Raw genomic sequence first — 23751 nt, 5'->3', positions numbered from 1 at the left:
CGCCGAAGCCGCCGGCCGCGCGCGGCTCGGAGCGGACCGACCTGACCGCCCGTCAACCGGCGACTGCGCGGCCGGGAAGGCTGCGTCAGGCCAGGCGGGCGCGGGCCCCGGCCGGGCGGGTGCGGCCGCGGGAGGTGACGGTGGGACGGGTCGGGCGACGGTCGGCCCGGCGCGGCTGCTCGCGGGTGGCCCGGGCGGCGAGCGCCGCCTTGAGCGCGCGGACGGCCAACAGGACGGCCACGGCGGCGAGTTCGGTGGGCTCGGACGCGCCGCGGTGCGCGGCGGCCAGCTGGCAGACGGAGCACCAGACCGCGCTGGCCCGGCCGCCGTCCGGGTAGCGCAGGGCGGGCGGCACCAGGTAGTGGCAGCCACAGCTCTGACAGACGAAGACCAGCCTCATCGGTGCAGCACCCCCGAGCCCGCGCACACCGAGCACGGCGACCAGAAGGTCCGTCGTACGGGCTGCTGGTGCCCCTGCCCGTCGGTCTCGACCGAGTGCTCGGTCTTCTCAGTGCCTCGTGCCCCGCCGCAGCCCGGGCAGGTCTGCTGCTCAGTCATCGGCCACCTCCAAGGCACAGACCGTAGCGCGCCGACCCCTCTGAGCGACAGCGGTTCGCCGTCAGACCACTCGGATGTGCTGTGCCCGGCGGCGCACCGACCGCGCGCACGGCACCGGCCCCGCTCCTCCCGCGCGCCCCCGCACGCCGCCTGAGCAGCCGTCAGGACGCGGGCCAGTCCGCCGGGGACGCCTCGACGTCGTTGCCGCGCACCCACACCGTGGAGACGCCGAGCATCCGGCGCATCACCGCGAACCCGCCCTCCCAGCCGCCGGGGAGCCGCAGCCGCCCGTTGCGGACGCTGCCGGCGCTGAACCGGGTGTCCCCGCTCTCCAGCACGCCGGTCCAGCCGGGCAGGCCGAGTTCGGGGACGTTTCCGGTCAGGTCGGCCTGGACCGGGATCTCCAGTCCGTCGGCCAGCAGCAGGGCGGGGCCCCGGTACACGGGTGTGCTCATGCGTAGAGACTGCGCGAGCTGCCCGTATCGACGCAAATCCCGCAATCCCGGTGGAGCCGGACACTCCGCCCGCCGCACGCCGACCGCCTCACACCGGCGGCTCGCCCTCGGCCAGCAGCCGGCGGACCAGCGCGTCCAGGTTCACGTGTTCGGGTTCGCAGCCGACCGGGACGACGCACTCCGACAGGCACAGGAACGCGGTGAGCGCTCCGGCCGGCAGGCGCAGCAGCGCGGCGCCGTCGTCCTCGCCGCGCAGGGAGAGGAAGACGCTGCCGTCCTCGGGGTCGGTGCCGGGGCAGACGGACAGGTCGCCGATTCCGGCCGGGCCGGTCAGCCCGGCCAGCAGGGTCTCCCGGGAGAGCGCCCAGGTGACGGGCTCGGGCAGGTCGATGTGGTTGTCGAGGTGGACGGTGTAGGGGTCGTCGGCGTCGTAGCGCAGGCGGGCGGCGACGGGCACCACCAGGTCGGGCGCGACGATCACCTCCAACACCAGGTAGACCGTCAGCCGGGTGGAGCTGCCCCGTTGCGGAGGCACCGATTCGTCGTACGGCCTCACCTGCCACCCCCGGCCGTCCGGACGGCTCGCGCTCCCCCGGCCAGCGGCAGAAACGATTCTTCACTTGCTGTGCGGCTACCTGCTGCGCGCCGCAGCGCCTGTCGAACGTGCACGCCAGGAGAACGACGCCGGGCCCGATCGGTGACACCCGAACTCCCGCCCGACCCCCGCCTCGAACGCTTGCCCCGACGCGGCCCCGGGGTGCGGGCCGGGGCGGGGCGGACGGACGGCCGGTGCGCCGGGCGGCAGCCCCGGCCGTGCTCCGTTCCTGCTCAGCGACCGCCGACGCGGCGTTCCAACTCCTCCAGGTAGCTGTCGCCGTAGGCGTCGGCGAGGTCGTCCAGGTCGATCATCGGGGGGACGTCGATGACCGGCTGACGCTCGATCAGGATCGCCACCGTCTCGTGCACGACGCGGCTCTCCTCGGCCTCCGGGAGGCCGGTCCGGTCGAGCACCGTGTCGGTGACCCGGACGCGGGTGGAGACCTTCGCCGCCCCCTCCTCGACCCGGACCAGGTACTCGCGGTCGCCCAGGGGCTCCACCCGGATGTCAGCTGCCATGGCGCAGGTCGTCCTTCCCTCGGTGCTCGGCCGTGTCGGCCGTGCCGGTGATGGGTGCCGACGCCGCGCGGTCGACCCGCCGGGCGCCGGGCGCCTCCCACCTTACGACCTGCTCACGGGATCGACGGCCAGGCCCCGTCCGCCGTCCGGGGAGCGGACGCTGACGCCTCCTCGGCAGCCCCGTCCGGGCCGGCGTGCAGCGCGAGGTAGGTCCAGCTGACGCCGGCCCGGGCGTGCGGGTCCTCGCGGTGGGCGAGGTGCAGCGGCGCGAGTCCGTGGGACCGGGCGAGGGCGACGGTCTCGGCCGCGTCGACGGGGAACATCCGGCGGCCGGCCGGCACCGGGCCGTGGCGCAGCGAGAGGACGATCCGGCCGCCGTCGGCCAGCAGTCGGGCCAGCGTGGCCATCGCGGCGGCGCGCTGCCCGGCGTCCAGGTGCATCCAGACCGCGGTGAGCAGGATCAGGTCGTAGCGGCCGGTGAGCGAGGGCAGGTCCGGCAGGGCGTCGTCCACCCAGTCGACGGGGTGCCGGGCGTGCCGGGCGCGGCCGAGTTCGCGCAGCGGGGCGGTGGGTTCGACGGCGGTGACGCGGTGGCCGGCGGCGGCGAGCGCGGCGGCGTCGCGTCCGCTGCCGGCGCCGATGTCGAGGACGGTGGCGGGCCCGGTCGGGAAGAGGTGCAGCACCTCGCGGTGGACCTCCGCGAACGTGACGCTCTCGTACTGCTCGGCCAGCGCCTCCGCGGCGTCGGCGTATCCGGCGGTGCTCTCCATGGCCAGCAGGCCGGCGTCCGCGGCAGCGGTGGGTTCACTGTTCACCGGGGGACGGTAGCGCACCCGTCCCTTCCCGGCGGTTCCCCGTCCCAGCCGGCTCCCCGTCCCCGCCCGGTCGGCGGCTCCGGGCCGGTGTGCGCGGGCGTGGCGCGGTGGTGGGTAAGCGCTTTCCCGGTCGTCCTCGCGGTGGCTTCGGCGGCCGCTTCCCCTGCCCTGGGGCCCGGCTGCGGCGGCCCCTAGGATGGAGGGGAACAGTTCGAGTCGAGCGCGGGGCGGCCGCGGCGGAGGGAGTCTCCGATGGAGTTGGCGGGCCCCGAGCCGGACAGCGGCGAGTCCGGTGACGGCGAGGAGGGCGGCCGTCGTCGCCGCGGGCAGGGCGAGCTGGCGACCGAGGTGTTGACGGTGCTGCACGGTGCGCCGGGTCCGGTGACGGCGTCGTGGGTGCAGGAGCAGCTGGGCGGCGAGCTGGCGTACACGACGGTGATGACGATCCTGTCGCGGCTGCTGGCGAAGCAGGCGGTGGTGCGCAGCCGGGTGGGCCGGGCCTACGTGTGGTCGGCGGCGGCGGACGCGGCGGGCCTGACGGCCCGTCGGATGCGCCGGCTGCTGGACACCGAGCCGGACCGGGACGCGGTGCTGGCGAGTTTCGTGACGGCGCTGACGCCGGAGGACGAGCAGGTGCTGCGGTCGCTGCTGAACGCGACGGACCCGCCGCAGGACGGCGCGGGCCGGGGCGGCGGGCGCTGAGGCATGGGATTCTTCGTCTTTCTTCCGCTGGTGCTGCCGTTGACGTCGTGGCCGATCGCGCGCCTGGCGGAGCACCATCTGTATCCGCGCAACGCGGTGCGGCTGTTGTCGTGGATCGGCGTGACGATGGCGGTGTGCAGCACGTTGGCGCTGGGTCTGCTGTTCGTGGTGGGCACCGCGCAGATCCCGGGCAACCCGCTGCCGGACAGCTGGTCGGATCCGGAGATCCGGACGGCGGTGCCGTTCCACGAGGAGGTGGGCACGGCCGCGGTGGTGGGTCTGGTGACGGTGCTGACGGCGTGTTCGCGGTCCTTGCGCCGCCATCTGCGGATCCGGGCGCGGGCGCAACGGGCGCTGGCGCCGATGCCGTTGGACTCGGACCTGGTGGTGCTGCCGGATCCGGAGCCGTACGCGTACGCGGTGCCGGGGGTGCCGGGCCGGGTGGTGGTGTCGACGGCGATGATGGACAGCCTGGACGCGGACGAGCAGCGGGCGCTGCTGGCGCACGAGCGTTCGCACCTGTTGAACCGTCACCACCGTTTCCTGCTGGCCGCGCAGTTGGCCAGCTGCGTGAATCCGTTCCTGCGTCCGTTGCAGCGGGCGGTCGGCTACGCGACGGAGCGTTGGGCGGACGAGGAGGCGGCGGGTTCGGTGGGTGATCGCCGGCTGACGGCGCGGGCGGTGGCCCGGGCGGCGCTGGTCACGCGTTCGGCCGGCCCGGTGCCGTCGTTCGCCTCGTTCGCCGCACCGGGTCCGGTGCCGCGCCGGGTGACGGCGCTGCTGAGTCCGGCGCTGGGCGAGTCCTGGCCGCCGCCGGCGAGTCCGGCGGGCCTGGCGGCGATGGTCGCGGCGGTGGGGACGGCGGCTTCCGCGGTGTTCGCGCTGAACGCGGCGGTGGCGCTCCTGCTGCTGGTGAAGGCCGCCACGCCCTGGTAGCAGCGGCCGTCCTGAGCCGCCGTCAGGCCCGCGCGGATGCGTCCGGGCGGGCCTGCCTGTTCCTGCCCCCGGACTGTTCCTGCCCCCGGACTGTTCCTGCCCCCGGACTGTTCGTTCCCTGGACTGGTCCTGCCTCGGGTGGTGGACCTGGCCCCTGCCGGCGCAGCTGCCGCCCCTCCGCTCAGTCCACGCAGGGGACTCCCCCGGCCTTGACCGGCGGGCCCTGCATCTGCAGCGTCGCGGTGGGGCTGGGATCGGCCGCGGGCGCACCGGAGGCGGCGGGTGCCGTGTAGTCGGCGCCCAGGACGATCTGGACGTGCCCGGCCGCGACGGCGGTGGACGCGGTGGCGGTGGCGCCGTAGCGGGCGGCGATCTGCTGGGCGGCTTCCTTGGCGCCGGCCCCGTACTTGACGGTGGTGGACTTCGGGCGGGTGTCGGCCGTGGTGGCCTTCCCGGCCCGGTAGCCGAGGGCGGCCAGTGCCTTGGACTCCTCCCCCGCCGCGCCGCTGACCGGCGAGCCGTTCTGCACGTCGACGGTGGTGCTGCCGGCGTCGACGGCCGGACCGGCACCGGGCGCACCGGTCGCCCCCGTCCCGGTCGCGGGCGCGGCGTCGGGCGCCTGGCCGAACAGCTGCTTGACGATGCGTCGCAGCTTGGCGGGGTCGACCTGGTTGACCTCCTGCCCGCCGATGGTGGCGAACTTGTCGATCGGCAGGGTGTTGAACTCGACGTTCCCGCCGGTCAGGTTCGGTGCTTGCTGGGCGAAGTCGAGGAGCTTCCAGTCGTCGTCTATCACCACGTCCTTCTTGACCACGTCGAGCAGCGCCTGCAGTTTGCCCAGGTCGTCCAGCACGCCCTGCTGCTTGAGCTTGTACTCGACCGAGGCGATGAACGCCTGCTGCCGGTGGGTGCGGTCCAGGTCGCCGTTGGTCAGGTTGTGCCGCTGCCGGACGAAGGACAACGCCTGGGCGGCATTCAACTGGCTTTCACCGGCCGGAAGTTGAAGACCGGTGCCACCGCCGGGCCGGGTCACGTTGCCCTTGTCGTCGGTGACCCGGGACACGATCGGGTCGTTGACGGGCTTGTTCAGGCAGACGGTGATCGGCTCCAGGGCCTTGGCGATGTCGTAGAAGCCGAGCAGGTTGACCTCGGCGAAGTGGTCGATCGGGATGTCGAGCAGCTTCTGCACGGTCTGGATGGTGGCCGAGCGGCCGGCCTCCCGGCTCTGGTGCTCCAGCTCAGCGCCCTTGACGCCCTTGGCGCGCAGCTTCTGCTCGGCCGCGTCCTTGGCGTACCCGTACGCCTCCTTGACCTTGTGCATCTTGCCGTCCGCACCGTACGTCTGCACCCAGTCGTCGCGCGGGACGGACACCGCCTGCACCTTCCCGCTGGGCGGGATGTGCAGCACGATCAGCGAGTTGGTGTTGTAGCCGCCGATCTCGCTGGACCCCGCGTGCAGTTCGTCCTGGACGAACTCCTTCGGCAGGTCGTTGCCGTCCATGTCCTTCCGGCTGTCCAGGCCGATCAGCAGGATGTTGATCGACTTGTCGAGGTGCTTGGGCGCGTTCTTCCTGGCCTCGTCCAGGGCGTGCGAACGGGTCACTCCGTTCAGGTCGTTGACGGTGTACCAGGCGAAGCCGCCGGCCGCGAGGACCGCCAGCGAGACGCCGAGGGCCGCGGTACGGCCGGCGACCACCAGCGGGGCGGTACGGGGCCGGCGTCCGCCGGGGCGCCGGGCGCTGCGCTGCTCAGCCATGGTGGGACCTCCGGGCGCGGTGGTTGCGGACGGCGACGGCCAGCAGCGCCGCGGCCACGGCGGCGACCATCGGCCAGAACTGGCCGGCGATCAACTGGATTCCCTGGGTGGCGAGTCCGGCTCCCCGGTAGCTGTCGCCGTGCGCGAGGTAGTCGACGACGCAGGCCACCACGAAGGTGACGACGGGCGCCCCGGTGACGATCCACCACCAGCCGCGCCGGGTGGCGACCAGCGCGGCCATCGCCGCGCCGAGCACCGCGCACGTCGGGTACAGCCAGCCGAGGCCCCCACCGAACAACTCGTCGGCGAGCGCCCCGAACACCGGCAGCCCGACCGCCGGCAGCACGGCGGGCATCCGGTTCGGCCCCTCGCCCGCAGCCCTGCGCCGGGCGACCGCCCGCGACGACGGCCCCGCCGCCTTGGGGTGAGCGCTTTCCCCGTCTCCCCGGTAAACGCTCTCCCCCTCCTTCCGGTAAGCGCTTTCCGAACCCCTCCGGTAAACGCTTTCCGGCCGCCGTCGGGGGCGCTGCGAGGGGACGGGGCGGCCATGGGGAGTGCGGCGCGGAGTCGGCGTCGGCGCCTGCCGCGTGTCGTCACCGCGTCGCAACGGCGTCTCGCCGCGCGAGCCGGCCGGCCTTCGTCCCGCCATCGTCACCCCTTGTCCACTGCCGCATCGCCGGTGCGGTCCTCGACCGCGTCGGTCTCTCAGACGCACGGCGGACGGCCGCCGGTTCCTCTACACCTCTGTAGAGGTTCGAGCGAAGCATACAAATTCGCTCCGGGTACGTAAGCTCACCTCCAGGTCGTCGCGGCGGGCCGCCCGCTGCGGGCGACACCCGGCAGAACGCGGCGGACGGTCGGCAGGACACGGCCGCCGGCCGGGGACGGATCGAGGGCCGGCAGCGGGCCCGGACGGAAGGAGGCCCGGCGGTGGCGGAACGCGGCGGGAAGTGGCCGTGGGCGGTGCTGGCACTGGCGGTCCTCGCCATCTGGCTGTACGAGCGCGGCGACGACTCCGCACCCCCGTCCGCCGGAGCCCCGCCGTCCGCCTCCGCAGGCGCCTCGGGCGCGGCCCCGGCCGCCGGTTCTCCGGCACCCGACTCCTCGTCCACGCCGCGCAGTTCGAACGACTACTCGCCGCCGCGGTTCGCCCCCGAGGTGCGCAAGTACGCCGCCGAGGCGGGCGTCGACCCGCAGTTGCTGATGGCGATCCTGTTCAACGAGTCCTACAAGCCGCACGGCCCGGACGTCGAGCGGGCCTGGCAGAAGATGAAGCCCGAGGCCTCGTTCGGCGTGGCGAACATGCACCGCGCCGCGTACGAGGAGTGCCGCCGGGGCCGCCCGTTCGCCGACCGCCCGTGGGAGGACCTGCCGGACGACCCCGCGCTCGCCGTCCGCGCCGCCGCCTGGCACCTGCACGACCTCGGTGCCCAGCTCCCCGCCAAGTGGTCCGGCTCGTACAACAAGAACGAGCTGATGGCCCTGGGCTACAACACCGGCGCAGGCAACATGCTGGCGTTCGCCCGCGGCGCCAACCCCGGCCCGGAGGCCCGCTCCTACCTCGACCGCCTCCACGACAACTGGTCGAAGTCCGCCGACGCCCTCAAGCCCTGAGCGCCGTCCCGCCTGCACGGGCCGCCCGCGCCCTCATTGACGAGCAGTCGGAGAGCCCGCCGCCGTGCCGGAGGGCATCCCCTCACGTGTCGTACGTTCCGTCCCACGGCGCGCTGAACCCGAGCCGGTGCGGGTAGAGCTCGGCCCAGTCGTCCTGCCCTTCTCCCTCCGGGTACTCCCCGTGGCACTCGCGGACCAGGCCGAACAGCGTGCCGTCGACCTCCAGGGCGAAGGGCGCGATCGCGATGTCGGCGAACCGCCGGCCGGGCAGCGAGTCCAGCCACTCCTCCAGGAGCCGCTGCGCGGCTTCCACCACCCGCGTCCTCCCCGGCCCGTCGACGACCGCTCCCGCCGACCTGATGCGTGACTCCAGGTGCTGACCGCCCGCATCGAACTCGTGCAGCACCGAGTACCACCGCCGCACGACCCGGCCGTCACCGTCCCGGCCCCCGAAGACACCACTGACGCCGGCGAAGAACTGCCCTCCGTCCCACCGCCCGATGGTGGCCGTCCGGTAGTCCGGCTCGTGCCGGACGGGTATCAGTTCAGGCACCGTCATGGCCGCACCCTACGGGAGCGCCTTGAGCAGTTCCTGCGCCAGGGCACCGGCCGAGGCGGGATTCTGACCGGTGTACAGGTTGCGGTCGGTGACGGTGTAGGGCTTCCACATCTCGCCGCGCTCGAAGCGGACACCGAGGGCCTTCAGTTCGTCCTCCAGGAGCCAGCGGGCCTTGGGGGCCAGGCCGACGGCGTGTTCCTCGTCGTTGGTGAAGGCCGTGACGCGGTAGCCGGCGAAGGGGGAGACGCCGCGGACCCGGGTGGCGAGGAGGGCGGCGGGGGCGTGGCAGACGACCGCGAGCGGCTTGCCCGAGTCGAGTGCCGCGGTCAACAGGCGGCCCGCGTCGGCGTCCAGCCACAGGTCCTCCATCGGGCCGTGGCCGCCGGGGAGGTAGACGGCGTCGTAGTCCTCCAGGCGGGCCTCGGAGAGCCGGATCGGCCGCCGGAGCTCCTCCGCGGAACGGATCACGGCCTCCAACTCCAGGGCGGCCTGTGCACCGCCCGCCATCTCGGGGCGCAGGCTCATCATGTCGACGGCGGGAACCACCCCGCCCGGTGTGGCCACCACGACCTGGTGGCCGGCCTCCGTGATCGCCTTGTACGGGGCCGCGAACTCCTCGGCCCAGTATCCGGTGGCGTGCCGGGTGCCGTCCTTGAGCGTCCAGTAGGTGGCTCCGGTCAGAACGAACAGCAGTTTCGCCATCGTCGGTCACTCCCGTCTGAAGGTGCGCGGCCCGCGTCCGTACCGCAGAGCCGCTGCCTCGGCCCACGATTCCGCAGGAGCCCGCCACCCGCACCCGCCCGCTCGGACCATGAACCCACGGGCGGCGGTCGAGGCGTCTCTCCCAGCGGACGGCGAATCGCTTGAATCGGTGGAGCCGGACGAAGTCCGCTCGACGACGCAGCCGAGTTCGCCGGGACCGCTGACGTCGCGCTCGCCCCTGCGGAAGATGACCGACAGCGCACGGCGCCCCGCAGCAAGCGCCGGTTGTCCGCGGGACGCAGGCCCGACGACGGCTCCGGCCACGCAGGCAGAAGTGGCTCGAACCGTGCCTCTGCTTGCGCTTGCGGTTGTGCGCGGCCCGCCATTCGGTGAGCCCGCCGCCAGGGGTCGACGATGCGGAAGGACCAAGCCCGTGCCGTGGTGACGGCTGTCCCGCCGTCCCGTGAGCAGGGGGTCATGCGCCGTCTGGATCCGTCCCGATGGCGCCGGCCGAGCGGAGGGACCGCCCGAGATCCCCGGTGAGGATGCGAGGGTGTCGCCGCCACCACCACAGGTCAGGCCCGGGCATCCTGTGGAACTGGTCGAGCGCCTGGCCGTCGTCATCGACGGTCGCAGCCCGGTACCGGTCGTCCAGGGCTTCGATCTGCGGGGTCCACCGCTGGACGATGTGCTCGTCCAGCAGCAGCCACGCCTCGTGCAGCCAGTTTCGGCAGTAGAGGTCGTTGGCGTACTCGTCGATGTCGTCGCCGTAGCCGCGCTCGATCGAGCTCACCAGGGCGGCCCACGCTTCCACCCGTTCAGCGACCGTGAACGCCGTCCGCCAGCCACGCCGGTGCAACAGATCTCCTGCTTCGGCCTCAGTCACCACGGCCGTGAGGCTCTCATGACACGACCATCCAAACCAGCGACATACGCCTACGACGTCCCTCCCACACCACCGAATGCCGCCACCGCAACCAGCCCGTCGGGGCGATCCGTCGCTGGCCGGACCTGCTCCTGTGTGTCGCGGGCCTCGCGGCACACGTACCTGACACGGCGGCAGCTTGCCGGGCGAGTCGTGCTGCTCAATGGCTCAACCGGTGCCGGACATCGTCCGGTTGGGGCGCGGCCAGCTCGATGCGGTTCTCGTCGAGGCCGTTGACGATCCGCAGACGGCCCTCGGTGAAGGTGAGTTCCACCACCACCGTTCCGGCTGCCGTATCACGGCACGCCGGCCGCCACTCAAGAAGTGCGACCTGGCGCAGTTCCTGGCCGACGAACGGCTCCAGACGCTCGTCGCTGCGGGACCACTCGGGCGTGAGCTCGAACCACTCCCACCCGGTGATGGCCCCTGCGGTGTCGATGGTGTTCCAACTGATCGAGAGTTCGTCGAACTTCGAGTGGCAGATCTCCACGTGGAGGCCCTCGAACTCCAGGACTATCGGGCAGTCGGCGAACCAGTCTCCGTCCTCGACGAAGCGCACCAGGGCGAAGCCCGTCAGCCGCCTGCCGACGAGCGTCGCCAGGCGTGACTCGTGAGCCTGCCGAACCGTCTCGATCCCTACCAGGAAGGACGGCTCAAAATCGGTGATCCCCATCCGCACAGCAGCTGAGTCTTCCGGCCTGCGGCCCAATCGGCCAGCAGGTATTCACACGGCGGGCCCCGCACGGCCGATGCAAAGTGCGCAGGCGGGTCCGTGCGTGGCTGCCCGAGCGGCGTGACATCGTCGCCGTCCTGCTGCTCGACGCACCCATCCGTCGCCGAGCGGTGAATCGTCGTGTCGTCACATCCCTGCACCGGAACGGCAGATGACGGTACGACAAGGGTCGGTCGGCAACGAGGGCGTGGGCAGGACACCGTGGTACCGCAGGTCGGCGTGGGCCGCCGCGACCGGACGTCCCGGCCGCCGGCGCCGCAGGCCGGGGGCACTCCCGGCCGGTCAGCGGCTCGCGCCTGCCCCGACGCCGGGCGCGGGAATGCAGCGGGGCCCCGGAAGGTCGCCCGGGGCCCTTGCGGTGGGGCTACGCGCAGCTGCCGCCGCACTGGCACGAGCCGCCGGACTGGCAGCCGCACGAACAGCCGGGCCCGCATTGGCAGCCGCTGGCGACGGTGCCCTCGGTGGTCTCCTGCATGACAACTCCCTGGAGTGCGCTCGGTCTTTCCGCCCTGCCGACGAAGGCGGTCAGAGGGAGGAACGACGGACCGGCCCCCTCGGACACGCAACCGCGCTCCTGAGTGCCGGATGTCTGCGCCTCGGCCGCGCGAACGCCTGCTGCCCGTTGGTGAGGTCCGGCCGGGGAACGCTGTGACCGCCTCGATCCATCGGACGTCCGGCGAGCGCAGGTCGAAGCGCGGCAGGAGCCGCCATCCTTGACCCTCTCGGTGCGCCCGCGTCCCTCACGCGGCAACGTGAACGCAGGTGGAATGTCATCGTGTCGGCGACGGCGGTGAGCGTCGTGCCGGTCAGGCCCGGGTGGCGGCGTGTTCCAACTCCGCCTGCGGATAGGGCGTCAGCTTGCTCTCGTGCAGCAGGCGGTGGTGGAAGGCGTCGAGTGCCAGGGCGGTCGGGGCGTGCCGGTCGAGCAGGGTGGCGGCGGGTCCGGGGACGGTGGTGGGGCGGTGGCCGTCGCGCCAGTGGCGCAGGAAGTCGGTCCGTTCGGTGTCGCCGCGGTAGCGGTCCAGCAGGTGGTGTTTGAGCAGGTGGGTCGGGGCGTAGTGGCGGTCGTAGCCGCGGTGGTCGGCGTGGAAGCGGCGTTCGGCGGGGCTGAGGTCGAAGCGGGTGCTGAGGGCGAGTCCGAAGTCGGCGAGGGCGATCAGCCGGCCGTCGGTGAGGACGTTGCCGAAGTGGGCGTCGAAGTGCAGGAAGCCGTGTTCCTCCATGAATCGCGTGCTGCGGTCGAGTTCGCGGGACGCCCACTCCTGCGGGGCTCCGGTGCGGTCGGGGTGCTGGTGCAGCCAGTCCGCGAGGGTGTGCGGCAGGTGTTCGAGGAACAGCACCAGGCTGTGCGAGGCCCCGGCGAGTGCTTCGAGCCGTCGGCGGACCGCCGGGTGTCCGTCCCAGTGGGCGACGGCGCCGTCGATGCCGCCGAACAGGTCCATGAAGCCGGCGGGCGGGGTGTCGGGCAGGACGCGCCAGTGGTACATCAGCGGGAAGTTCTCGTGGGAGCGGTCGAGCACCCAGTGGGTGGTGAGGGCGTGGGCGGCGAGTTCGCGCCAGGCGCCGAAGCCCGCGGAGCCGATGCCGTACTGGTAGAACCCGGGCAGGTCGAACAGGTTGGCGGTGCTGCGGGCGTGGCCGGCCTCGAGTTCGAGGTCGGTGAGCGGTACCCGCTTGACGAACACCCGGATCCCGTCGATCTCCAGCGCTCCGACCCGCCCGCCGACCCCGGCCGGCGCGGCCTCGCCGACGGTCCGGCCCACCGTCTCGCCAGCGGTCCCGCCCGCGGCGTGGATCCGTTCGGCGAGTTGCCGGTCCGAGAGCAGCGCGAGCGCCGGGGCGACCGTCCCGTAGGCCCTGATCCGCGCGCCGGTCGGATCGTCGGATCCCCGACCGTCGGATCCCGGATCGTCGCATCCCTGATCGTCGGATTGACGCATCGACAGCCCCCTTGTTCGGCATCTCCGTTCGGCCGACCCTACCCTCGGCGGGCAGGCGCGCTGCCGGGCAGGCGGGCCGCCGCCCGCCCGGACACCGTCGACGGTTCGGGCGGGCGGCGTGCTCGGTGCCGGGTCAGTGGTGCCAGGCCTGACCGCCGGTGTTGTGGATGAAGCGCTGCAGGGCCTTCATCGTGGTCAGGTACTCCTCGTCGGAGATGCCTGCGTGCCGCTCGGCCCACAGTTCGTCCTGAAGGGCGGCCGCCCTGGTGAACAACGCCCGGCCCTCGGAGGTCAGTTCGAGGCGGCCGTCCGCCGCCTCGGTGATCCAGCCGCGCTCGACGGTGGCGTCGATCTCGGCGTCCAGGCCGTCCTGGCCGGTGTCGAGGTAGCCGCGCAGGAGGGCGGAGACCTCGTCGCGGTAGCGCGGTTCGGTGGCGTGGGCGAGTTGGGCGAGCACCCACCACTGCGGCTGGGTGGTGCCGAGTTCGGCCAGTGCGCCGCGGGTGCGGCTGACGACCGCCTTGTAGGCCGCCCAGGCCCAGTAGCCGATCGGCTGCTTGATCAGTTCGGCGTCGCTGTGCGTGTACTCCACGGTGGTGCCCTCCCCTGCTCGTCGATCGGACGCGTCCCGTCGAGCACGTCCCGTCGAGCGCGTCTCGTCGACCCTTCGCTCGCTCGGATCGCCCGTCGACCGCCCGCTCGATCACTCTCTGGATGGGGCCGAGCCTAGAAGTTCAAGTCGACATGAAGTCAAGCCCGGATCGCGAACACGCGCGACCGCGAGAACCGGACCCGCCGCCCCGATCGCGGAGCGCTCCCCTATGCTGACTCTCCGTCAGTTCCCTGCCAGCGGAGGGCCACCAGTGTCCGAGGACCTGCTCATCGCCAAGATCAGTCACGGTTTCGACCACCTCGACGCGGACGGCGACGGCCTGCTCACCGAGCAGGACCACGTCCTGATGGGCCGGTCGGTGGCGCGTTCGCTCGGGCATCCGACCGACTCGGCGGAGGAGCGGCGGATCGTGGACGCGTACCTGGCGATCTGGCGCGAGGTGCACCTGCCGCTGCTGCCGTCGGGGGCGAAGGCGATCAGCCGCGCCCAGTTCCTGGAGTCGACGGCGGCGCTCGCGGACGATCCGGCGGCGGCCGACGCGGTGCTCGGCGGACTGGGCCGGGCGTACCTGGCGGTCGCGGACGCGGACGGCAACGGGCAGGTGGACGCGGACGAGTTCTTCGCCTTCCAGCGCGGCCACTTCCCGCACCTGCGCCGCATCGACGCCGACACGGCGTTCGCCCATCTGGACCGGGACGGCGACGGCGCACTGTCCCCGGAGGAGTTCGTCACCGCGATCGTCGAGTACTGGAGCAGCCGCGATCCGCAGGCGCCGGGGAACTGGTGGACCGGCAGCCCGCAGGGCAACCCGGACCCGACCACCCTCTGATCGGAGGGGTCCCCGTGGCACTCGGCTGCGCCGCTGTTGACCTTCTCTCAGGTCGGTTTGACCGGGCGGCTGCGACCCCGACAACCTGGTGGACATGACAGATCTGGATCTTGCGGGGTGGGTGGCCCGGGTCGACGCCGACACGGCGGGGGCGCGGGACGTGGAACGGATCGCGCACGCGCAGCGCCTGGCGCGGGAGCTGACCGAGCTGGGCCACCGCCTGGTGGAGCACTACCTCGCGGCGGCGGGCCCGCCGGGCGCGTCCGGGGCCCGGTCCGAGGACGCGCAGGCGGCCGAGGACGAGTCGGACGCCCTGGTCGACGCGGCCCGGCAGCGGGCCCGGGCGATGGGCCACAACGAGACCAACACCGGCCACCTGCTGCTGGCGCTGACCGAGGCGGACGGCACGGCACCCGCGGTCCTCTCCGGCCTGGGGGTAGCGGAGGCCGCGTGGGAGTCCGCGTTGGCGCAGTCCTGGGCGGACCATCCGTGGCCGCGGTTCCCGGTGCCGCGCGGCGAGTTCCCGCCGTACGACGCGGGCGCGGCCCGGGTGTGCGCCCGGCTCGCGGACCCGTCGGCCGGGCCGGGCCTGCTGACGGAGCGGCTGCTGCTGGCGGTCCTGGACGCGGATGCCTCGGGCCCGGGCCGGCTCGCCCTGCACCTGCTGGGCCTGACCACCCGCCAGGTGCACCGCGAGCTGACCCGCCGCCTCGCCGCAGCCTGACCCCTCCATCCCCACCTGCCGGCCGCCGGCCCGAACGCCCGAGCCCGAAGCGCCCGAACGCGCCCGTCCACCGAACGCCCGGACCCGACGCCCGAACCCGAGCGCCCGCCGAACGCCCATCGGACACCCGGACCCGTACCGCGCGATCGGCCCGGCGCGACGCGTCCGTCCGCGCTGCCGCGTGGCGGGTCGGCGAGCGGGCAGACTGGGGGCATGACCGCTTCTCAGGGGCAGGGCCCGGTGGACCACGACGAGGCGCACCAGGGTGCGCTGGGCGGGCGGTTGAACTGGTTGCGCGCGGCGGTGCTGGGCGCGAACGACGGCGTGGTGTCGACGGCCGGCCTGGTGGTCGGTGTGGCGGGTGCGAACGCCACCTCCACCGAGTTGCTGACGGCGGGTCTGGCGGGCCTGCTGGCGGGCTCGCTGTCGATGGCGGCCGGCGAGTACGTCTCGGTGAGCACCCAGCGGGACGCCGAGCAGGCGGCGCTGGCCACCGAGCGGCAGGAGCTGAGCCTGACGCCGGAGGCGGAGCTCGCGGAGCTGGCGGGTCTGTACGAGGCGAAGGGCCTGGATCCGGAGCTGGCGCACCAGGTCGCGGTCCAGCTGACCGCGCACGATGCGCTGGCGGCTCACGCGGAGACCGAACTCGGCATCGATCCGGACGAGTTGACCAATCCGTGGCACGCGGCGTGGGCGTCCTTCGCGGCGTTCACGGTGGGTGCGCTGCTGCCCCTGCTGGCGATCGTGCTGCCGCCGCCGGACCACCGGGTGTGGATCACGGTGGTGGCGGTGCTGGCGGCCCTGGTGGTGACGGGCGCGACGAGCGCCCGGCTGGGCGGCGCGGAGCCGCGCCGGGCGGTGCTGCGCAACGTCCTGGGCGGCGGCATCGCGATGGGCGTGACGTACGCGGTCGGCGCGATCCTCGGCGCGTCCACGGGCTGACCCTCTCCCGGAGCGCCCGGGGCCTCGCCACGCGCCCTCCTCCACGGGTCGGCGCCCGCGCCGGTCACCGCCGCGCCTGCGCCGCCGCGCGTCGGGGCCCGGCCCGCGGGGTGCGCGGGCCGGGCCCCGAGGGCGCGTCAGCAGGCGGTGGTGGCGCGTCAGTAGCGCAGGTCGGCGGCGATCCGGCCGGCGTCGGACAGGGTGCCGTCGGGGACGAAGCTGACCTTGGCGCCGGTGTCGAGGGAGCGTTCGATGACCTCGTCGACGATGTCCTCGCGGGCGCCGGGCTCGGCGGCGTCGGCGGGGACGAGGTGGTCGCCGTCGTCGCGGACGGTGGCGCGGAAGTTCTCCTCGACCACCAGCAGGGCGATCCGGCCTTCGTCGGCGCACTTCCAGACCTCGTCCAGGCCGGCCGCGAACGCCGACCGGCCGCGGGCCTTGTCGAGCTGCGCGAGGGCGTTGGAGATCTCCTGGTCGGCGTGGGCGCGGACGGCGGGCTCGACGACCTGGCGGACGGTCTCGGCGTTGGCCTGGGCGAGGCCGCCGTGCGGGAGTTGCACGGTGGCTTCCTTGGTGATCGCGCCGACGGCGTCCAGAAGGGCGAGCGCGGGGGCGTCGCCGACCACGAACAGCGGGCGGGGGTCGGCGGCGAGCACCTTGCCGAGCTCGGTGTCGGCCTGTCGGAGGAAGGTCTTGGTCTCCTCGTCGCGGAAGGTGCTGGGCGTGTCGCCGATCCGCTCCTGGCGTTCCGGGTCGGGATTGTCGTACTCGCGGATCAGCGGGAAGCCGTAGGCGGTCTCCTCGGTGACCCGTTCCTGGTTGCCGCCCCACAGCGCGACCCGGTCGGCGGCGATGGCGAGCACCCAGTACGGGCGTTCGGCGATCTGCGCGGAGACCAGGTTGCGGGTCAGGAAGGTGTCGGAGAGGACCACCCGGGCGGGGGCGGTACGGCCGAGTGACCAGACCTGGTGCTCGCCCGGTGCGGCGAGGATCGCCAGCCCGTCCTCGGCGTGCACCAGGTCGACCTCGGTGAGGGCCCGGTCGAGTTGCTCCAGCACGTCGATCCGGTCCGCCCGGGAGACCTGGGGGTCGGCCTGGACCTTCTCCTTCGCCTCGGCCAGCAGGTTGCGCAGTCGGACCGGGTCCTGTGCGTTGTCCGGCTCGCGCCGGTGGGTGGGCATCAGGATCGACACCGCCGGGTACGGGCGCGGCCGGCGCAGCTCGGCGAGGACGGCGGGGCTGAGGGCGGGGTGCATGGAGACCCTTTCCGAAGGCGGTACGGCCTTCTGTGCGTGGACGCGCGAAGCCTGATTCTGCTCCCGAATATCCCAAATGTACCGATTTGACGTCCGGCGCGCCGGACCGCCCGCCCTCCCGACACGCCGCGACACGCCGCGCCGCTCCCGGGCCCGGACCGGAGAACCCGACCCGGGGGCCGGCCGGATCCCCACCCCGGCACACCGCCTGACGCCCCGTCGGCCCGCCGACTCGCTCGGTCAGCGGCCCCGCCGGGCGGCCGCCGCGCGGCGGGCGGCCTGGTGGAGGGCGGTGGCAGCCAGCGCACCGAGGGCGTAGGCGGGCAGGTCGGAGGCGTCGAAGGTGGTCCCCAGCACCAGGCGGGCCAGCCGGCTGCGGGCGCCGAGCGCCTCGGGGACGCCGGTGAGCTGGAACAGTTCGACGGCCCAGCTCGCGGCGAGGGCGACGGCCCCGGCGGTCACCGGCCGGAGCCGGGGCGCGGCGGCCATCAGCAGGGTGTGGAGCAGCGCCGTGTACAGCGCGCCGCCGAGCACCGCGCCGGCCGCGTGCGGCAGCAGTCCGGGGCCGAGCAGTCCGAGTCCGAGGACGCCCGCGGCGGCGAGCAGCCAACCGGCGCGGGCCGGGCCGCGCCCCCGCCGGCGGTCCGCCGGACGCTCCGCCGGGCGGTCTGCGGGCGGGAGCCGGTGGGGCGGGGACGGTTCGGTGGTCTGCATCCGGTCAGCCCATCACACGGGGCGGTGCCGGGTGCGGCCGGGGCGGGCCCTACCGTGGGGGGATGCGGACTGTCGAGTTGACCTGCGCCCCTGCCCTGGACCGGGCGGTGCGGGCGGTGTGGCGGGAGTTGGCCGACGGCGGGGTGGATTCGCTGGCGGCCAATCCGCACCCGGCGCACCGTCCGCACCTGACCTTGGCGGTGTGCGGCGCGATCGCGCCGGAGCGGCTCGTGGCGCTCGGTGAACTGCTCGCCGGGGCACTGCCGTTGGAGGTGCGGTTCACCGGTCTGCTGTCGTTCGGTGCGCGCAGCCGGCGGCGGGTGCTGGCGTGGGGCGTGGTGCCGAGTCCGGAGCTGGTCGATCTGCACCGCGAGGTGTGGCGGCTGCTGGCCGATGCGCCGGATCCCGATCCGCGGTACGTTCCCGGCCGTTGGATGCCGCACCTGGGGCTGACCCGTCGGATCGAGCCGGCCGGTCTGCTGCGGGCGCACGAACTGCTGGGCCGGCACCCGGATGTGACGGGCACTCTCGACGCGGCCCGGACGTTCGACTCGGAGAGCCAGCTCACCGTCCCGCTGCCGGCCGGCGGCTGAGGTCCGGCCCGCCGGGTGGCCGGAACGCGCCGTCGCTCCCCCGCCGAACGTCCGGACCTCCCCGGCGTACGCCCCTTGTCCTGGTAAAAGACGCTTCCCTGGCGGGTCCGGGTTTGATTGACTTCCCGTCATGACCTCCCGTGTGTTCGAGACCGTGCCGCCCGACCCGATCGCCTACCTGGATCGGCTGGCCGTCTCCGAACTGGGGCTCGACTACAAGGCGACGATGCTGCGGGCGCTGGCGGCCGAGCGCGGTCAGACCGTGGTGGACCTGGGGTGCGGTCCGGCGACCGACCTGGTGGCGCTGGCCGAGCTGGTCGGGCCGGAGGGCACCGTGTACGGCGTCGATCACGACCGCGAGGCGGTGGACGCCGCGACGGACCGCACGGCGCACCTGATCCAGGTGGCGATCCGGCTGGCCGACGTGCACGACCTCCCGATGGCGGACGCGAGTTGCGACCGGGCGCGGACGGACCGGGTGCTGCAGCACGTCGCGGATCCGGCGCTGGCGCTGCGCGAGGCCCGCCGGGTGCTGCGCCCCGGCGGCCTGCTGGTGCTGGGCGAGCCGGACTGGGGCACCCTGACGGTCGATCATCCGGATCCGTCGCTGACCGCCGCGTACACCCGGTACGTCACCGACCACGCGGTCCGCAATGCCCGGATCGGCAGCCAACTGCCGCGCCTGGCGGCCGAGGCGGGCCTGGAGGTGGTCGACGTCCATCCGCTGACGCCGGTGTTCCGCGAGGTGGGCACCGCCGATCGCGTCCTCGGCCTGCAGCGGGTCACCCGCCGGGCCGTGGCGGCCGGCTACCTCTCGCCCGCGGACGCCGACCGCTGGCTGGCCCATCTCGCCGACGGCCCGTTCCTGGCCACCGTCACCTTCCACGTGGTGACGGCCCGCGCCTGACCGCCGTACAGCGCCGGCCGGTGGCCGACCGGCCGGTCAGGCGCGGCCGAGGGCCCGGTCGACGGTGATCTCGATGACCACCCGCTCGGGGTTCTCGCGGGGCTGGCGGTAGCGCTCGGCGTAGCGGCGCACGGCGTCGGCGACGGACTCGGCGTCCTGCCGGATCACGGCGCGGCCCTCCAGGGTGGCCCACCGGGCGCGGTCGACCTGGCAGATGGCGACCCGCTGGCCGGCCTCGCCGGCGGCGAGCACGTTGCGGACCTTGCGGCTCTCCCGGCTGCTGATGACCCGTGCGATTCCGGTCTCCGGGTCGAAGGTGGCGCCGACGGGGACGACGTGCGGGGTGCCGTCGGGGCGCAGCGTGGTGAGGGTGCACAGCTGGTACTCGCGCCAGAAGGCGAGGTAGTCGGGGTCGAGGTGGTGGATGTCGTGTGCCATGGCGGCATCGTACGGCGGACCCGCCCGACGGCCGGTGGCCCGGGGCCGGTAGCGTCACCGCTGGTGGGGGCGGTCCCCGCCGGGTGCGGTGGGGTGACGGAGGGGGTCCGGGTGTCGTCGGTGGAGGTCTCGGAGGGCGGCGCGTTCGGCGTCGGACTGCCGCTCGCTGCACGGGAGTTCGCGGTGGACGGGTTCGCGGGCGGGGGTTCCGCGGAGCCGGACGGGTCGGTGGTCGCGGACGGGTCGGTGGTCGCGGACGGCTCGGGGCTCGCGGACACGCCGAAGCGGCGCGGGAAGCTGCTGCGGGAGCGGGTGCCGTTGGAGTCGCACGCCCGGCTGCTGCTGTCGGCGGCCCGGCCGGAGGTGGTGGCGGCGGTGGAGTCGGCGAACGCGGGCCGGCTGCCGCACCTGGTGCCGCTGCGGGTGGGCCGGATGGCGGCCTCGCCGTTCGCGTTCCTGCGCGGCTCGGCGGGGCTGATGGCGCACGACCTGGCGACCACGCCGGTGAGCGGGGTCGCGGCGCAGCTGTGCGGGGATGCGCATGCGGCCAACTTCGGCCTGTACGGCGATGCGAGGGGCCGGCTGGCGCTGGACCTGAACGACTTCGACGAGACGACCGCGGGCCCGTGGGAGTGGGATCTGAAGCGGCTGGTGGCGAGTCTGGTGCTGGCGGGTCGGCAGGCGGGTGCGGACGAGTCGGCGTGCCGGCAGGCGGCGTTCGACGCGGCGGCGACGTACCGGCGGACGGTGCGGCGGCTGGCTAAGCTGCCGGCGTTGGACGCGTGGAACGCGTGGGAGGCGATCGCGGACCGCCAGTTGGTGGAGTTCGCGGAGGCGCACGAGTTGGCCGAGGTGCTGGCGGCGGTGTCGGCGAAGGCGCTGCGCAACACCGGCGCGAAGTTCGCGGCCCGTTCCACCGTCCGTACCGAGGACGGGGGTTGGCGTTTCGTGCCGGCGCCGCCGATCCTGTCGGAGGTGTCGGACCGGCGGGCCCGGCTGGTCGCCGAGTCGTTGTCCCCGTACCTGCGGACGGTGCCGGCGGAGCTGCATCCGCTGCTGGCCCGGTTCCGGGTGCAGGACGTGGCGTTCCGGGTGGTGGGCACGGGCAGTGTCGGCACCCGCTCGTACGTGGTGCTGCTGACGGACCGGCGGGGCGGGCCGCTGGTGCTCCAGGTGAAGGAGGCCCGGCCGTCGGTGCTGCTGCCGCACCTGGTCCGGGCCGGGTTCCCGGTTCCGGCGGAGGGCGGGCACGAGGGCCGCCGGGTGGTGCTCGGCCAGAAGCGCATGCAGGTGGTGTCGGACCCGCTGATGGGTTGGACGACCGTCGCCGGACTCCCGTACCAGGTGCGGCAGTTCCGCAACCGCAAGGGCAGTGTCGACCCGGCCGCGCTCACCCCCTCCCAGCTCGACGACTACGGCCGCCTCACCGGCGCCCTCCTCGCCCGCGCGCACGCCCACACCGCCGACGCCGCCCTGATCGCCGGCTACTGCGGCAAGGACGACCGCCTCGACGAGGCCCTCACCGCCTTCGCCGTCGCCTACGCCGACCGGTCCGAGGCCGACCACGCCGCCCTCCTCACCGCCGTCCGCACCGGCCGCCTCCCCGCCGAGACGGCGGACTGAGACTGCTGGTCCCGCCGGGCGGGTTGATCATCACGCGGGCGGACCGTGCAGAATGGGCGGATGCGGGTACGAGCGGTGCGGGTGGCGGAGCTGGCGGTCCTTCAGGACATCGAGCGGGCGGCCGGGCGGTGGTTCCACGAGGTCGGGATGCCGGAGATCGCGGAGGACGAGCCGCTGTCCGTGGCGGAGTTGGCGGCTTTCGTCGAGGCGGGGCTGGCCTGGGTGGCGGTGGACGGCGAGGACCGGCCGGTGGGCTACCTGATCGCGGAGCGGGTGGACGACGCGCTGCACGTGGAGCAGGTCTCGGTGCACCCGGACGCGGCGCGCCGCGGGGTGGGGCGGGGGCTGCTGGAGCATGCGGCGCGGGTCGCGGCGGAGCTGGGTCTGCCGGCGGTGACGTTGACGACGTTCGCGGAGGTGCCGTGGAACGCGCCGTACTACGGCCGTTGCGGGTTCCGGCCGGTGCCGGAGGCCGATCTCGGGCCGGAGTTGCGGGAGGTGCGGGCGCGGGAGGCGGCGGCCGGATTGGACCGCTGGCCGCGGCTGGCGATGCGCCGTACTCTCTGAGCCACCCGGTGGCCCGCCCGGCTGCCGGTGGCTGGCACCGCCCCGGCTGCGGGGCCGAACGGACGCGGAGGTCTGATCATGGTCGCTGGGGGAACGGCACGGCTGCTGGTGGGCAACAGTGGTGAGGCGTCCCCGGAGTTGACGGTGGAGCCGTGGACGGACACCTGCTGGCTCCCGCCGGGCCGGACCTTCGCGGTGGTCGCGCACGCGCCGGACGAGGACGGCCACTGGCCGGGGGCGGTCCGCCCGTTCGAGCCGTTCGAGGTCGGCCACCGGCCGGATCCGGTCACGGTGTGGCCGTACGGCGAATGCTGCCGCCCGGCCGACGAGCCGGGCGCGCCGGTCGAGGCCGCCGACTGGGACTGCCCGCAGCGCCCGCCGGCCTGCTGAGCCTGCCGGGCCGGGCCGCCGGCCCGAAATCCGCTGGCCGGGCGGCGTGTCGGCCCGGCATGATCGCCCCCATGGGCGTCTCCTCCTCCCCCATTCTGCTGCTCGCTCCCCGGATCAACGAGACCGGCCTGCAGTTGCGCACGGCCGCGGGCCGGCGCGGGATGCGGGCGTTCACGGCGTCCTCCTGGCGCCCGCCGCAGGAGCTGACGGACTGCCGGGTGCACCTGTACGGCGGCCCGTTGTTCGCGGACGCGGTGGGCGGCGCGCTGGGTCTGGGCCTGCTGGAGCCGTCGGCGGGCTGGCTGGCCGCGCTGCCGCGCGAACTGACCGGCCGCACCGTCGAGTCGGCCACGCTCGGGGCGGCCCGCCGGCTCTCCCGTCCGGCGTTCGTGAAGGCCCCGGCGGACAAGCACTTCGCGGCCCGGGTGTACCACGCCGGCGGCGGGCTGCCGGGCCCGGAGCTGCTGGACGACGACCTGCCGGTGCTGGTCAGCGAGGTGGTGCGGTTCACCGTGGAGTACCGGCTGTTCGTGCTGGACGGCACGGTCCTGGCGGCGTCCCGCTACGCGCGCGACGGTGAACTGTCCGTCGGCGCACCGGAGTCCGACGGCCGGGAGCTGGCGGCGTTCGCCGCCGAGGTGCTGGCGGCGTCCGCCGGGCAGGCGCCGCTGCCGAGCGCGGCGGTGGTGGACGTCGGTCGCACGCCGGGCGGTTGGGCCGTGGTGGAGGCCAACGCGGCCTGGGCGAGCGGCGGTTACGCGTGCGATCCGGACGCGGTGCTGGAGGTGGTGCTGCGTGCGGCGGGCCCGCTCGGCCTGCTTCCCGGCTCGGACCGGCCGTTCCTGCGCGAGCTTCCGCGGGTCGAGGGCTGACGGGCCGCCGAATTCGGGTGCGCCCGGCCGTGCCGGTGGGCGAGGATGATCGCCATGAGCTCCTCGCACCTCGCCTTCATCGCCGAGCCGCCGGGTGTCGCGCCGGCCGCCAACTACACGCACGTGGTCACCGGGGCGGGCCGCCTGGTCCAGGTGTCCGGTCAGGTCGCGCTGGACGAGCACGGCGAGGTGGTCGGCGAGGGCGACCCGCTGGCGCAGGCCCGGCAGGTGTTCGCGAACCTCGGCCGCTGTCTGGCCGCGGCCGGGGCGGGCTTCGCGGACGTCGTGAAGCTGACGGTCTTCGTCACCGACATCGCCCACCTCGCGGCGGTCCGCGAGGCCCGCGGGGCGCATCTCGACCCGGCGCGGCTGCCGGCGAGTTCGGCGGTGCAGGTGGTCGCGCTGTTCCGGCCGGAGCTGCTGATGGAGATCGAGGCGCTGGCCGTCGTCGCCGACTGACGGACCGTCCCGG

30 protein-coding genes are annotated in these 23751 nt (G+C 74.1%); 13 read left to right on the top strand and 17 right to left on the bottom strand.

Annotation, left to right across the window (positions count from 1 at the left end; translation table 11 throughout):
- Positions 1-85: 85 nt before the first annotated feature.
- The 6 genes from ACFV1L_RS16950 to ACFV1L_RS16925 form a co-directional block, all read right to left on the bottom strand.
- Positions 86-400, bottom strand: coding sequence for a hypothetical protein (locus ACFV1L_RS16950; protein WP_380366558.1), 315 nt, complete (start codon positions 398-400; stop codon positions 86-88).
- Complete coding sequence (locus tag ACFV1L_RS16945; protein WP_380366557.1) at positions 397-558, bottom strand: hypothetical protein; 162 nt, start codon at positions 556-558, stop codon at positions 397-399. Before ACFV1L_RS16945 ends, ACFV1L_RS16950 begins: the two co-directional genes overlap by 4 nt.
- Positions 559-719: 161 nt before the next feature.
- The gene (locus tag ACFV1L_RS16940) at positions 720-1013 is read right to left on the bottom strand and encodes a hypothetical protein (RefSeq protein WP_380366556.1); all 294 of its coding nucleotides are present in this window, start codon (positions 1011-1013) and stop codon (positions 720-722) included.
- A gap of 88 nt (positions 1014-1101) precedes the next feature.
- Positions 1102-1548, bottom strand: a complete 447-nt coding sequence (locus ACFV1L_RS16935) for an SsgA family sporulation/cell division regulator (protein WP_380366555.1) — start codon at positions 1546-1548, stop codon at positions 1102-1104.
- A gap of 293 nt (positions 1549-1841) precedes the next feature.
- Complete coding sequence (locus ACFV1L_RS16930; protein ID WP_380366554.1) at positions 1842-2129, bottom strand: hypothetical protein; 288 nt, start codon at positions 2127-2129, stop codon at positions 1842-1844.
- A gap of 113 nt (positions 2130-2242) precedes the next feature.
- Positions 2243-2944, bottom strand: coding sequence for a class I SAM-dependent methyltransferase (locus ACFV1L_RS16925; RefSeq protein ID WP_380366552.1), 702 nt, complete (start codon positions 2942-2944; stop codon positions 2243-2245).
- Positions 2945-3196: 252 nt separating this feature from the next.
- Between ACFV1L_RS16925 and ACFV1L_RS16920 the strand changes: the two genes are divergently transcribed.
- Positions 3197-3646: a BlaI/MecI/CopY family transcriptional regulator gene (locus ACFV1L_RS16920; RefSeq protein ID WP_380366551.1), complete on the top strand. Its 450-nt coding sequence runs from the start codon at positions 3197-3199 to the stop codon at positions 3644-3646.
- 3 nt (positions 3647-3649) lie between these two features.
- Positions 3650-4582 carry a M56 family metallopeptidase gene (locus ACFV1L_RS16915; protein ID WP_380366549.1) on the top strand — a complete coding sequence of 311 codons (933 nt, stop codon included), beginning with the start codon at positions 3650-3652 and terminating at the stop codon, positions 4580-4582.
- A gap of 181 nt (positions 4583-4763) precedes the next feature.
- Here ACFV1L_RS16915 and ACFV1L_RS16910 read toward each other — a convergent pair whose 3' ends face one another.
- Together ACFV1L_RS16910 and ACFV1L_RS16905 are read right to left on the bottom strand one after the other, a co-directional pair.
- On the bottom strand, positions 4764-6338 hold the full coding sequence (locus ACFV1L_RS16910) for an LCP family protein (RefSeq protein ID WP_380366547.1): 1575 nt from the start codon (positions 6336-6338) through the stop codon (positions 4764-4766).
- Positions 6331-6693: a DUF6542 domain-containing protein gene (locus tag ACFV1L_RS16905; RefSeq protein WP_380366546.1), complete on the bottom strand. Its 363-nt coding sequence runs from the start codon at positions 6691-6693 to the stop codon at positions 6331-6333. The genes ACFV1L_RS16910 and ACFV1L_RS16905 overlap by 8 nt, the downstream gene beginning before the upstream one ends.
- Before the next feature lie 575 nt (positions 6694-7268).
- Between ACFV1L_RS16905 and ACFV1L_RS16900 the strand changes: the two genes are divergently transcribed.
- Entirely contained in the window at positions 7269-7952 is a 684-nt protein-coding gene (locus ACFV1L_RS16900) for a transglycosylase SLT domain-containing protein (RefSeq protein WP_380366545.1), read from the top strand.
- An 82-nt stretch (positions 7953-8034) separates the two neighbouring features.
- Here ACFV1L_RS16900 and ACFV1L_RS16895 read toward each other — a convergent pair whose 3' ends face one another.
- The 6 genes from ACFV1L_RS16895 to ACFV1L_RS16870 form a co-directional block, all read right to left on the bottom strand.
- Positions 8035-8511 carry a hypothetical protein gene (locus tag ACFV1L_RS16895; RefSeq protein WP_380366544.1) on the bottom strand — a complete coding sequence of 159 codons (477 nt, stop codon included), beginning with the start codon at positions 8509-8511 and terminating at the stop codon, positions 8035-8037.
- 9 nt (positions 8512-8520) lie between these two features.
- The gene (locus ACFV1L_RS16890; protein ID WP_380366542.1) at positions 8521-9213 is read right to left on the bottom strand and encodes a type 1 glutamine amidotransferase domain-containing protein; all 693 of its coding nucleotides are present in this window, start codon (positions 9211-9213) and stop codon (positions 8521-8523) included.
- Positions 9214-9688: 475 nt separating this feature from the next.
- Positions 9689-10102 (bottom strand): hypothetical protein, encoded by a 414-nt coding sequence (locus tag ACFV1L_RS16885; protein WP_380366541.1) that lies wholly within the window; start codon positions 10100-10102, stop codon positions 9689-9691.
- A 196-nt stretch (positions 10103-10298) separates the two neighbouring features.
- The gene (locus tag ACFV1L_RS16880) at positions 10299-10811 is read right to left on the bottom strand and encodes a hypothetical protein (RefSeq protein ID WP_380366540.1); all 513 of its coding nucleotides are present in this window, start codon (positions 10809-10811) and stop codon (positions 10299-10301) included.
- An 866-nt stretch (positions 10812-11677) separates the two neighbouring features.
- On the bottom strand, positions 11678-12811 hold the full coding sequence (locus tag ACFV1L_RS16875; RefSeq protein ID WP_380366539.1) for a protein kinase family protein: 1134 nt from the start codon (positions 12809-12811) through the stop codon (positions 11678-11680).
- 133 nt (positions 12812-12944) lie between these two features.
- Entirely contained in the window at positions 12945-13403 is a 459-nt protein-coding gene (locus ACFV1L_RS16870) for a MarR family winged helix-turn-helix transcriptional regulator (protein WP_380366537.1), read from the bottom strand.
- 271 nt (positions 13404-13674) lie between these two features.
- Here ACFV1L_RS16870 and ACFV1L_RS16865 point away from each other — a divergent pair, with 271 nt between their 5' ends.
- From ACFV1L_RS16865 to ACFV1L_RS16855, 3 genes are all read left to right on the top strand, one after another.
- Entirely contained in the window at positions 13675-14253 is a 579-nt protein-coding gene (locus tag ACFV1L_RS16865; RefSeq protein ID WP_380366536.1) for an EF-hand domain-containing protein, read from the top strand.
- 94 nt (positions 14254-14347) lie between these two features.
- Complete coding sequence (locus ACFV1L_RS16860) at positions 14348-14977, top strand: Clp protease N-terminal domain-containing protein (protein WP_380366534.1); 630 nt, start codon at positions 14348-14350, stop codon at positions 14975-14977.
- A gap of 213 nt (positions 14978-15190) precedes the next feature.
- Positions 15191-15919: a VIT family protein gene (locus tag ACFV1L_RS16855; protein ID WP_380366533.1), complete on the top strand. Its 729-nt coding sequence runs from the start codon at positions 15191-15193 to the stop codon at positions 15917-15919.
- A 158-nt stretch (positions 15920-16077) separates the two neighbouring features.
- On the opposite strand, the gene ACFV1L_RS16850 is transcribed toward ACFV1L_RS16855, so the two are convergent.
- Together ACFV1L_RS16850 and ACFV1L_RS16845 are read right to left on the bottom strand one after the other, a co-directional pair.
- Positions 16078-17175: a chemotaxis protein gene (locus ACFV1L_RS16850; protein ID WP_380366531.1), complete on the bottom strand. Its 1098-nt coding sequence runs from the start codon at positions 17173-17175 to the stop codon at positions 16078-16080.
- Positions 17176-17415: 240 nt separating this feature from the next.
- On the bottom strand, positions 17416-17889 hold the full coding sequence (locus tag ACFV1L_RS16845; protein WP_380366530.1) for a DUF2809 domain-containing protein: 474 nt from the start codon (positions 17887-17889) through the stop codon (positions 17416-17418).
- Between the two features lie 62 nt (positions 17890-17951).
- On the opposite strand from ACFV1L_RS16845, the gene ACFV1L_RS16840 reads away from it, so the two are divergent.
- Together ACFV1L_RS16840 and ACFV1L_RS16835 are read left to right on the top strand one after the other, a co-directional pair.
- A complete protein-coding gene (locus ACFV1L_RS16840; protein ID WP_380366529.1) occupies positions 17952-18482 on the top strand; it encodes a 2'-5' RNA ligase family protein in 531 nt (176 codons plus the stop codon).
- A 130-nt stretch (positions 18483-18612) separates the two neighbouring features.
- Positions 18613-19389, top strand: a complete 777-nt coding sequence (locus ACFV1L_RS16835; protein WP_380366528.1) for a methyltransferase domain-containing protein — start codon at positions 18613-18615, stop codon at positions 19387-19389.
- 36 nt (positions 19390-19425) lie between these two features.
- Here ACFV1L_RS16835 and ACFV1L_RS16830 read toward each other — a convergent pair whose 3' ends face one another.
- Positions 19426-19827, bottom strand: a complete 402-nt coding sequence (locus ACFV1L_RS16830) for a pyridoxamine 5'-phosphate oxidase family protein (RefSeq protein ID WP_380366527.1) — start codon at positions 19825-19827, stop codon at positions 19426-19428.
- A gap of 93 nt (positions 19828-19920) precedes the next feature.
- Here ACFV1L_RS16830 and ACFV1L_RS16825 point away from each other — a divergent pair, with 93 nt between their 5' ends.
- From ACFV1L_RS16825 to ACFV1L_RS16805, 5 genes are all read left to right on the top strand, one after another.
- The gene (locus ACFV1L_RS16825; protein WP_380366525.1) at positions 19921-21450 is read left to right on the top strand and encodes a DUF2252 domain-containing protein; all 1530 of its coding nucleotides are present in this window, start codon (positions 19921-19923) and stop codon (positions 21448-21450) included.
- A 60-nt stretch (positions 21451-21510) separates the two neighbouring features.
- On the top strand, positions 21511-22017 hold the full coding sequence (locus ACFV1L_RS16820) for a GNAT family N-acetyltransferase (protein WP_380366523.1): 507 nt from the start codon (positions 21511-21513) through the stop codon (positions 22015-22017).
- 78 nt (positions 22018-22095) lie between these two features.
- Positions 22096-22407: a hypothetical protein gene (locus ACFV1L_RS16815; protein WP_380366522.1), complete on the top strand. Its 312-nt coding sequence runs from the start codon at positions 22096-22098 to the stop codon at positions 22405-22407.
- A 71-nt stretch (positions 22408-22478) separates the two neighbouring features.
- Complete coding sequence (locus ACFV1L_RS16810) at positions 22479-23279, top strand: ATP-grasp domain-containing protein (protein WP_380366521.1); 801 nt, start codon at positions 22479-22481, stop codon at positions 23277-23279.
- 54 nt (positions 23280-23333) lie between these two features.
- Positions 23334-23738 carry a RidA family protein gene (locus ACFV1L_RS16805; RefSeq protein WP_380366519.1) on the top strand — a complete coding sequence of 135 codons (405 nt, stop codon included), beginning with the start codon at positions 23334-23336 and terminating at the stop codon, positions 23736-23738.
- The last annotated feature ends 13 nt before the right edge of the window (positions 23739-23751 follow it).

This window comes from Kitasatospora sp. NPDC059646, assembly GCF_042734615.1.
Taxonomy (GTDB): Bacteria; Actinomycetota; Actinomycetes; order Streptomycetales; family Streptomycetaceae; genus Kitasatospora.
This window is presented reverse-complemented; position numbering and strand designations above follow the sequence as displayed.